11 protein-coding genes are annotated in these 10,296 nt (G+C 40.4%); all 11 read right to left on the bottom strand.

The window, feature by feature from the left end:
- Positions 1–266 precede the first annotated feature (266 nt).
- Entirely contained in the window at positions 267–1,109 is an 843-nt protein-coding gene (locus tag ACHUFZ_RS20830; RefSeq protein WP_394128659.1) for an HNH endonuclease, read from the bottom strand.
- 734 nt (positions 1,110–1,843) lie between these two features.
- A complete protein-coding gene (locus ACHUFZ_RS20825) occupies positions 1,844–2,047 on the bottom strand; it encodes a hypothetical protein (protein WP_394128658.1) in 204 nt (67 codons plus the stop codon).
- A 296-nt stretch (positions 2,048–2,343) separates the two neighbouring features.
- Entirely contained in the window at positions 2,344–2,694 is a 351-nt protein-coding gene (locus tag ACHUFZ_RS20820; protein WP_394128660.1) for a hypothetical protein, read from the bottom strand.
- A 111-nt stretch (positions 2,695–2,805) separates the two neighbouring features.
- Positions 2,806–3,270 carry a hypothetical protein gene (locus ACHUFZ_RS20815; protein WP_394128657.1) on the bottom strand — a complete coding sequence of 155 codons (465 nt, stop codon included), beginning with the start codon at positions 3,268–3,270 and terminating at the stop codon, positions 2,806–2,808.
- A 105-nt stretch (positions 3,271–3,375) separates the two neighbouring features.
- Positions 3,376–4,149: a phosphotransferase gene (locus tag ACHUFZ_RS20810; protein WP_394128656.1), complete on the bottom strand. Its 774-nt coding sequence runs from the start codon at positions 4,147–4,149 to the stop codon at positions 3,376–3,378.
- A gap of 135 nt (positions 4,150–4,284) precedes the next feature.
- The gene (locus ACHUFZ_RS20805; RefSeq protein ID WP_394128655.1) at positions 4,285–5,397 is read right to left on the bottom strand and encodes an HNH endonuclease signature motif containing protein; all 1,113 of its coding nucleotides are present in this window, start codon (positions 5,395–5,397) and stop codon (positions 4,285–4,287) included.
- 1,233 nt (positions 5,398–6,630) lie between these two features.
- Positions 6,631–6,993 (bottom strand): DUF2513 domain-containing protein, encoded by a 363-nt coding sequence (locus ACHUFZ_RS20800; protein WP_394128654.1) that lies wholly within the window; start codon positions 6,991–6,993, stop codon positions 6,631–6,633.
- Between the two features lie 724 nt (positions 6,994–7,717).
- Positions 7,718–8,044 carry a hypothetical protein gene (locus ACHUFZ_RS20795; RefSeq protein WP_394128653.1) on the bottom strand — a complete coding sequence of 109 codons (327 nt, stop codon included), beginning with the start codon at positions 8,042–8,044 and terminating at the stop codon, positions 7,718–7,720.
- A gap of 164 nt (positions 8,045–8,208) precedes the next feature.
- On the bottom strand, positions 8,209–8,805 hold the full coding sequence (locus ACHUFZ_RS20790) for a hypothetical protein (RefSeq protein ID WP_394128652.1): 597 nt from the start codon (positions 8,803–8,805) through the stop codon (positions 8,209–8,211).
- Positions 8,806–8,943: 138 nt separating this feature from the next.
- The gene (locus ACHUFZ_RS20785; protein ID WP_394128651.1) at positions 8,944–9,519 is read right to left on the bottom strand and encodes a hypothetical protein; all 576 of its coding nucleotides are present in this window, start codon (positions 9,517–9,519) and stop codon (positions 8,944–8,946) included.
- Positions 9,520–9,662: 143 nt separating this feature from the next.
- The gene (locus ACHUFZ_RS20780; RefSeq protein WP_394128650.1) at positions 9,663–10,205 is read right to left on the bottom strand and encodes a DinB family protein; all 543 of its coding nucleotides are present in this window, start codon (positions 10,203–10,205) and stop codon (positions 9,663–9,665) included.
- Positions 10,206–10,296: the final 91 nt, after the last annotated feature.

The raw sequence follows: 10,296 nt of genomic DNA, 5'->3' as shown, positions 1-10,296 counted from the left end.
TGGCATGTTTTACGGGCTGAATGATTCAAGAACTTAGACCGACAATGTGGATTTGCTGAATCTACTAGGGACGAATTACCAGAGGGACAAAGAACTTTAGCCTAAGATATTTAAGCCCTTGAAATACAAGTAAACATAACGCCCAATTAAGGGGTGAACAACGCCCACACCCAAACCTAAAGCATTGTTCCATAAACATTAAATTTGAAGTAGAAGCAAAAATGCCAAGCGTTGTGAATCCCTCTTAAATTGCTTGTTATAAGCCATTATTTGAATTGCTCACGCAACGTTCGAAGATCAATCCGAGGAGCCCGATGAAGCATACGATGACAATTAGAACAAACCATAGCCAAGTCTTCTAATCTCGTTTTTACTCCATCGGCTGAACATAACTCACTTAAGGGAATTATGTGATGAGCTTCGATATAGCTATCGCCATGGGAACCATAACATTCTCTGAAGTCAAAACCGCATACTTCACATGGTAAGCGCCCATTATTTTTAAGTGCATACTCTTTCTTCGCTTTTTCGACAAGAGCTGATGAGCGCTCTCTCATGTAATGTTTCCGTTCAACTCTTCTACCTTCAGGAAATGAATCGCTCGCTTGATTGCTATCAATACCACCAAGCTGATCCGCTGTAACTCTACAAGTAATCAAACGAAATAGGTCATCCAAAGTATCTTCGAAAGTAACAAACTTACTAGGTAATGACAGGATAAACTCTCCGCCGCCGGTCATATTAGAAAATTGTTGTTTCCGTTGTTCATTTAAGCCATCTTTTTTCCTCGGAGAGTACCTCCACACCAAATCTACCCCATCGGTAAAAACGGTCTGTTTATGTATTTCAGCAAGAGGAGCTTGATTTGATTTTTCTGGGTATACGACTAGATAGAAATTATTTTTACTCTGCCAATCAATTATAAATATCCAATATAATTTTGAGCCATCTGATATCAAGAAAGCCCCCAGAGACTCCTTACCGTTCGCAAACGTATGAAAAGACTCGATGTAGCCCGGAGCTATATAGTCTTCCAGTTTATACTTACCCGCTAGCTTAGTGCTTAACAGTATTATGTTAGCTAAGTCACTTGCTATTTTTCTATCCATATCGTTCTCCGAAATAGGGATGGCTTATAACGCCAAATTAAGGTGTGAACAACGCTAACACCTCACCTAAAGCATTGTGCCATAAACACTAAACTTGCTTGAAGTGAAAGCGCCAAGCGTTGTGAATCACTCTTAAATTTATTGTTATGTTTTACCACAAGTTACTGACTTAATTGAGAAAGAACTGCTATTTCTGACTAGTTTTCTGAAGCAAACCACAAGGCAAGAGCCAACTTGGCCGCCAAAGGCGACCAACCAGAAACGAGTAATTCCACTTCCCTGCCCAGTGAGGCAACCCGACCGAGTAACAACAAGCGCCCTTTCTTTCCAACCAAAGCGCAAGACAATGGCAAATTGCCGAGGCAACTGCCAAGCCGAAATGCTGATTGGCTAAGAATCCAAAAGCGACTTTGAGCCAGTTAAACTAGAAGCCGACCGCCACGACCTAACAATGAAGCAACCCACGAATATTGGCATGTTTTACGGCCTGAGTGATTCAAGAATTTGGGCCGACAATGCGGATTTGCTGAGTCTACTAGGGACGAATTGCCAAAGGGACAAAGAACTAAAGCCTAAGACCTTTAAGCCTTTGAATTGCAAGTAAACATAACGCCAAATTAAGTAGTGAGTAACGCTACCACCCACCTAAACCATTGTGCCGTAAACACTTAAGCCGATTCAAACTAAAAATGCCAAGCGTTACGAATCTGCTTAAATTTATTGTTATGTGCTTTTTATTGAGGTCTGTCTTCTGGGTTGTCTCGATACCAAGCTTCCAGTAATTCTTGACCATAGATAACTTCTGTTTGCATGTGCATATAGAGAAGAAACGCTGCTAGTAGAAAGCTTACTCCGTTTAGCCACCGCAAGGCATGTTTACGTTCAATGTCATAGAAAAACATACTGACACCAACAAGCAGGAAAGGATATGTACCCATTAGAAGCAACAATCAGCCAAGATAGCTAGAAATTGCCATTTCCGTCATTTCACCAGTCACTTCTGCCACCCAATGAGTTAGTAGAAAACTCAGTGCATATTAGAGCAAGTATTCAGCTCCAAGGGATTAACACCGGATAGTTTCGAGGCACTTCAAATTGAGCTTTCGGAACTGGCACATAACGCCTTGTTAAGGTGTGAGGCAGGCAATACCAGAGCCTCCGCATGCCACCTTAACCACTAAACCTAACGCATAGCAAAAATGCCATGCGTGCCGAATCACTCTTGAACAATTTGTTAGTTTTCCGATTCCACGAAATTCAAGATATCTTTGTAGTTATTTACAACAATATCGACGGAATTATCGTCGTGATAAACTCGATAGAGCTTTCCGTTTTCGCCATCATTCACATTGATAAAGTATGGATCGCCAGAGCCACATAAGCAGCCACCAACGGCTATATATCCAGACTTAACAACGTTGATACCCGGATAACAATGGCTAGTTTCATCTTCAATTTCCGAACGTGTATATACCTTAAAGTCTGCCCCTAACTCTGATAAATCAAAGTCATCTGGGATCTCAAATGATTTATTACTCAAATCGTTCTTGGATACAAAATCCAACCAATAATCAGGAATATTCATCACTGTAAACTCCAAAAGAAAACTAACGCCGCATTAAGGTGTGAGCGACGCTTGGCTATACTTGAGCGAAGCGAAACTGCCAAGCGTTACGAATCACTCTTAAATGCTTTGTTATGAGTGTTTTACGGCACCTACATGCTTAACTATCTGATAGTAAAGTAAACCTTGCCAAGCGATAAAAGGTAAAGTGTCCAAAGCTGTACTTACCAGTGCAGGATTTTCAGGAATAACCAACATATAGTAAGCGAACAACAAAGCGAACATCGGGACTAATAGAGCGAAGAACCTGACTGCAACGACAAAGCTAATACTAAAATATCGTCCTAGAAAATCAGTTCCATTGTCAGCCCCATTGGCTTTATAAGCTAAGAATGTACCCAGTATAGGGATCAGGACAGAAGATACAGAACTGATTGTGTCCCACACGTTTCCAGATTCAATAGGGATTCTTAGCGCAAATTCAATGCCTAATACAGTAAAGATGAGAGTTAAGAACATATATATAAATCTATCTTTTTCAGTCAGTCGTCCAGATCTAATCTGTTCTTTTAAACTTTTGATGTTCCAGATATACATTTTTCCTCCTAAACTCATAACGCCGCATTAAGGTGTGAGCGACGCTTGGCTATACTTGAGCGAAGCGAAACTGCCAAGCGTTGCGAATCACTCTTAAATGCTTTGTTAGTTGCACAATGCGCACTGAATTTTTTGTTTATTTTCAGTGATATATTCTATGTCATTTAGATAGGCTTGAAGATGACCTTGCTCTATGTTTTCAGCAAAGGTTTCATTACCATTTTCAGCTTCACTGCGCATGAACAATACTAAAGCCTGTAATCGCTGAATCATTGCATCCGCTAGTTGATGTCTTTCGGACTTAGTTGCACCGTAACTATCACAGAACAACTTAGCTCTAGTTACCTGCTCAGAGATTGTGCCTAACTTATCATTGCTATCAGTTTTGAAAGGCGACCAACAATAAACTGAATATGCTAAATCCCATATTCTTGGCGCAGGGTGCGCTGTATCAAAGTCAAATACACCTACAACTGTGTTCTCGGATAGAGCAACATTGTATGGGGTAAAGTCACCATGACAGATAACTTCAAAAGGCTCTCTTGGCTCTAGCATCCACTTGTGCGCATTGACATCTACTTGTTCCAAAAGTGGCACAGTTGAGTCATGTATTTTACGCAATAGTTTACCTGCTGATGTGAGAGCATCCACAGTAGCAATTGCACCGACTAGAGGGTAGTTATAAGTATTACCAACAACAAAACTTAGGACTTCCTGTTCTTGGTTAACACCAAGAAATCTTGGAGATTCAGCTACATTTTCTCGCTCGAGGTGTTTCAAAATAAGGTGAATTGTAGGACTCCACGGATGAAGAGGTCGATAGACAACTTCACCATCTCGATATATTGCTGATTCTCTTCCACCTGATAATTTTTCCACGAAACCTCCTCGTGCAACTAACGCCGCATTAAGGTGTGAGCAACGCAATACTGAAGCTGCCGCATACCACCTTAAACACTAAACGCAACGCATAGTAAAAATGCCACGCGTTGCGAATCACTCTTAAATGCTTTGTTAGGCATATCTTTCATAGTTTGGGAGAACTCTTCCTTCATGGGTTTTGAAGCCAGTTCCAGCAGCTAAGCACGAGATAGATATAACCAGCTCACCGTCGATTGACGAAATATCACGAACAAAGCCGATTACTGTCTGTACTCGCCTACCAGACATTCCACTATGCTTTGCACTTGAACTAGTGCAAAACCATGGTTGATATGTGAACTCAATTTTAACGCCATAACCTTGATAATAAGCTCTCCTTACTTCTTGTCTATGATCCCCATGATTTTCTAACGTTGAAAAATAAAACGGTGCTTGGACGCCGATATAGCTACCATATGTAATAAGTGACCTAATCTGACCTCTATGTTGAAGCATTGAAGTAATGTCAATTATTGGTAAAACTTGAATCATAGCTTCAAGAACACCACCAAGATATGATGCAACTTCACACCCGCCACCAAAGTCAATAAAGTACTGCTGATTGCTCTTGCCACATTCCCAATGAGATTCATCCAATAGCATCCCTCTGTCATCAATCACCTTATCCTTTTTTAAGTTATCGATTACTGGAGATGGCTCAAACTCAACAATACATTCAGAAAAAATTTCGAAAACACGAGGAATATTTATCCAATCCCAACGGGCAACACTACGCTCTCTTCTTAAGCGAAGTAACGTTTGAGAATCAATTAGGCTGACTTGAGATTCCCATAGCGCTTTATGAAATAGAATCTCATCAGCAGTAAGGTTTTGGCTTAGATGCTTTGTAGTATGAGCAAGATCATGATGCTCTAAGCATAAAACCGATAGGTTTTCTTCTGCATGACTTCTCGATTTAGACCATTCGATAATATGATGAACTACTACCGATTTCGAGGCATCTCGACAAACGCAACACGTTCTACGGTTATTGAAGAGAACGTTACACAGAATATTTTGTGGGATCGCTGGTCTAGGTTCTTTCATCAATTTAGCCGCAAGGTGCCCATCAATGCCTATAGAAATTAGGTCATCAACTTGCATGGTTTTAAGCTTACTTAGCGTATAACCACCTATAGCCAACGTCTTGGCTAATGTTGTATCAAATCCTCTTGCGATAAGAGCATTTTCTGTTCTTTTACTCATTATTTGTATACTTCTTCAATTTGCCTAACGCCCAATTAAGTTGTGAGCAACGCTGCCACATTACCTAAACACTTCACCGTAATCACCAAACCAATTGAAACCAAAAGTGCCGAGCGTTGCGAATCAGCTTGAATGCTTGTTATGTAATCCTGCGCTTCATTTGTTTCGGTAAAATCTAGCTTACACCTTTCAGTATGCATACTGTATAGATCACAGATGATAATGAAGTTATAGCCAATCTACTGCACTGCTTGGTGAGGTCGTTTGGCTCAAAATCAAATGTTACAGACCCTATTGGTAGACCTTTGTCATATAGATAACATGCGATGACTGCACTCATATAAAGAGACACAAATAGCCCAGGATATAAAGTACCATGATTTACAACCTGATATATGCCACGCCCAATGACGATTGAAACTAAAGTTAGTACACATATCATTTGGGATTGCCAAGTTAAGTACTTATGAGGCCATATTATTCTATTTCTAACACACTTCCGCACTAAAACTCCATGGGTTACATAACGCCGCGTTAAGTGGTGAACAACGCTAACCACCAAATCTAAACCATTGTACCTTAAACACTTAAGTTAAATTGAACTGAAATCGCCACGCGTTGTGAATCCGCCTTAAACGCCTTGTTATGTTTTACCACAAGTTACTGACTTAATTGAGAAAGAACTGCTATTTCAAGCCAGTTTTCTGAACCAAACCACAAGGCAAGAACCAACTTGGCCGCCAGAGGCGACTAACTCAAAACCAATAATTCCACTTCCCTGTCCAATGAGGCAACCCAAATAAGCTTCAACAAACGCCCTGTCTTTCCAACCAAAGCGATAAACAATGGTAAATTGCCGAGGCAACTGCCAAGCTGAAATGCTGATTGGCTAAGAACCTAAAAGCGACTTTGAGCCAGTTAAACAATAAGCCAACCGCCACGACCTGACAATGAAGCAACCCGCGAACATTGGCATGTTTTACGGGCTGAGAAATTCAAGAACTTAGACCGACAATGCGGATTTGCTGAGTCTACTAGGGACGGATTGCCAGAGGGACAAAGAACTAGAGCCTAAGACATTTAAGCCTTTGAAATACAAGTAAACATAACGCCCTGTTAAGGGGTGAGCAACGCAATACAAAAGCCGCCGCATACCACATTAAACACTAAAAACAACGCATAGTGAAAATGCCACGCGTTGCGAATCCCTCTTGAACAGTTTGTTAGGCATTTTTACGACATTGCCTCGAGCGCAAATTTTTGCGTAATGCCTGTAACGATAGAAAACGTTAAAGATAACCCTTTATCTTTTGCATAGCTTTTAACTTTGTTCCACGTCGTATCAGATCTTATGCGGTCTAAAAATTCATGCCCATCCCAAGTAAGTTCAAAGCATAAAACTCTAATTACCCTATCTGACGTAGTTGAACGAATAGGTTCACAACGTAAAAAACCGGCATCAAATAATAGGCGGCAATGGTAGTTAATAACTAAATCATCGTATTCAGGAATTTCAGGTGTTTCCACCATTTGAGAATCTTCTTTTTTCTCAAAATAAAACAATAAGGCTCTAATGAGTTCAAAATTTCTCTTCATAGTTTCTCCTGATGCCTAACGCCCAATTAAGTTGTGAGCAACGCTGCTACCTTACCCGAACACTTCACCATAATCACTAAACCAACTGAAACCGAAAGCGCCGAGCGTTGCGAATCAGCTTGAATTGTTTGTTAGGCAAATTTTCCTACGTACTCACTAACTTGATTCGAAAACAGAATACCTTAAACACGATAAGCAACCAATCACCCACTGACTTTTTGTGATTCAAGAATTACTAAAGCCACTATGTTACAGACTCACTTTCAACGGTCACGAAACACAGCCTTTCAGCGACAAAGCAGCTTTTGAACCTGTAAAACTCAAAACTGCAAAATGACAACAATAGCGAAAGCTTCGATTAACTTGCCCTTTCCACACTTTAAGCCAGTGAAGCTCGCCACCGACCGACACTAAAAAACCAATGAGGCAACCCACGAAATTTGGCATGTTTTACGGTTTAAGAGATTCAAGGATTTGAGCCGACAATACGGAATTGCCGACTAAGAAAAACGATGGGCAAAGGGAGCAAGAAGATTAGAACAAAGAACTTTTCTGCCCTTTGCCTAACGCCGCATTAAGTGGTGAGCAACGCAGGCCACTGGACTAAAAGTATGATGCCGTAAACACCGAAACTAAAGCAAACCAAAAATGCCGAGCGTTGGGAATCCGTCTTAAATGCTTTGTTATGTGTTTTAGTCCAAAGCAATTTTTTAAGCCATAGTATTTACGGATACTCAATGTTCATATGAAAACATTCATCTATGAGGTCAACAATGAATTCACAACTATTCCATTCAGGTTGCCCTTCCTTGATATATGATTCACGTAGCTCGGTGAGATGCTCTCTGATTCTGGACGTATTTATATCCGAACCGAACGGAAACCATTTTCTCGTGCCTAGTTTATCAACATAGTCGAATTCAAAAGTACCGACATCACCTTGTTCCGAAACAACTAGTGAAGCGTTCATTATTACTTTTACAGCTTGCTCTGGGGAACTACTTATTAACTCTTGAGCAAGTGATTGATATATAGCTTTATCTCCAATCAAGACCTTCTCCTTGAATTTGCCTACCTTCCGCATATACACATAACGCCAAATTAAGTAGTGAGCAACGCCATCACCTGACCTAAACCATTGTGCCGTAAACACTAAAGTTGATTCAATCCAAAAATGCCAAGCGTTGCGAATCTGCTTAAATTTATTGTTATACATTAGCCAGCGGGGTTTGCCACAGTCGTTTCGCGTTGTTTTACATGTTTTTTAAACTGCTCTCTCGCACGAAGTTTTGAGTTCTCCAAATTGCAACCAGCAAGTATTTGTTCAATAAGGAAAGAACAACCTAAAACGAAAATAACAGCCAGAAAGAACAAGCGAATTTGACTCAAGCTGTCCCAATATTGCAAAACTAGGGACAAAGTGGTGAGTAATGAGATCGCCCCAGCAATACCATAATTAGATTTTATTGTGAGCCAAAGTCTTCTTCCAAAAGGTCGCTTGTCGGGGCCACCCATTCTGATGGAAGTAATGGTTTCCCAGTTAAGTCCGTCAAAGTGAGGCTCAATGCACTTTTCAATATATCCACCAACCCCACAAATTTGCCTAATAATACTTAACTCCTCTTTCCACGCCGAAGAAACAAAAACTAGCGCCAAAGCGGCTATTTCAGGGGTTTTAGTCAAAGCTGAAGCAGTTATCATCGCAGCTAAAGCAGTCCAAGTAATAGTAAGTCTCTGAATTCTTCTGTTTGTCATTGAGACAATTTCATCTCTAAGGGCCTTGTACTCTTCTAATGTTCCATCACTAGCCATTTCATCTCCTTATGTATAACGCCCTGTTAAGGTGTGAGCAACGCAATACCGATGCTGCCGCATGCCACCTTAATCACTTAAACCAACGCATGGTAAAAATGCCACGCGTTGCGAATCACTCTTAAACAGTTTGTTAAATTACTGATTTAGCTGTGTGTACAATTCCACCACAACAGCTCTTAATAAGGTAGTTACAGGACGGAGTAATTCTGTTTGCACATTCGAATAACGTTTATTGCCATGAAACATGTTACATCTAACGGAGTAAATCAGATCTAAAATAGCTTCAACTTTGGTTTTTATTCCATTTGAACGCATTCTAGTTGCTAATGTAGCATCTTTTTCAGGTTGTCTTTCCCCACGAAGCATACTTAATTTTATATAAAACTCGTGATTATCAATAGCTGACAATAATCGCTCTATGGCGGTAGAGCATTGATTACTTTCGGAAAATACTTGTAACAACCTTTGGTGACCGATAAATCTTGGAGCATATTCAGTAGCTCCTTTTCTGTCAGGAAATCCTCTATTTTCATTCAGTGTAATTACGTTATTCCTAGCTAATTCAAAAGTTGCTTCTACATATAATTTGTTATAAAGGGTAAACAATGAGAACGCTTTATTAAATAAATCAGACGTAGTCTCATTGCCATAGCTATCCGCTTTTTGGAGCCATTCAGTATAAAATTCTTCAACATGTGGGTGTAAAGCCAAAATTCTCTCCTAATTTATCTGTAATTTAACGCCAAATTAAGTAGTGAGCAACGCCACCACTTGACCTAAACCATTGTGCCGTAAACACTTAAGCTGATTCAAACCTAAAGTGCCAAGCGTTGCGAATCTGCTTAAATTTATTGTTATGTACGTGCTCCCTCTGGCACGATCATCGGCAGGTCTGTACAGCCAAAGTCTAAACCAAACTGGCTTAGCAAACAGGTAAGCTGACCTCTATGGTGAGTTTGATGATTGAAAATATGTTGGCAAAACTCACCAACGGTCCTTTCAATCACCTGCCCTTCTGTTGTTGTGTACCTGACTATTTGGTTACAGCTATCAGCGGTAAACCGATTAGTGATTTCAATGTAGATCATGTCTACAAGTTCTCGTAGCTCAGAGAGTTCATCTAGATTCGAAGCGAACGTGTCAGAAACTGACTTAGAAACGGGTAATTTCTCTAAAATGGTAGCTTCAACTGATACCAACTCATTTGCTACAAGGCGCTGGAGCATAATCAAGTCACCGAACAAGATATGATTCCAGTGAGCCATGATTGTAGGGAAAAATGAGTTGGTATTCTGATGCAACTGTTCATGAGTCAGCTCACTGCAAACACCAAGTAACTGCTTATTCATTCGCTGATTGTACAGCGCCAACATTCTGAAATTTGAGGATAAATCCATTTGACCTCCAAAGTACATAACGCCAAATTAAGTAGTGAGCGACGCTACCACCTAACCTAAACCATTGTGCCGTAAACACTAAAGCCGATTC

Origin of the sequence: Vibrio hepatarius, from assembly GCF_043642085.1 — a bacterium.
Taxonomy (GTDB): domain Bacteria; phylum Pseudomonadota; class Gammaproteobacteria; order Enterobacterales; family Vibrionaceae; genus Vibrio; species Vibrio hepatarius_C.
Note: the sequence above shows the minus strand (reverse complement) of the source record. Positions and strands in the feature narration are given on the sequence as shown.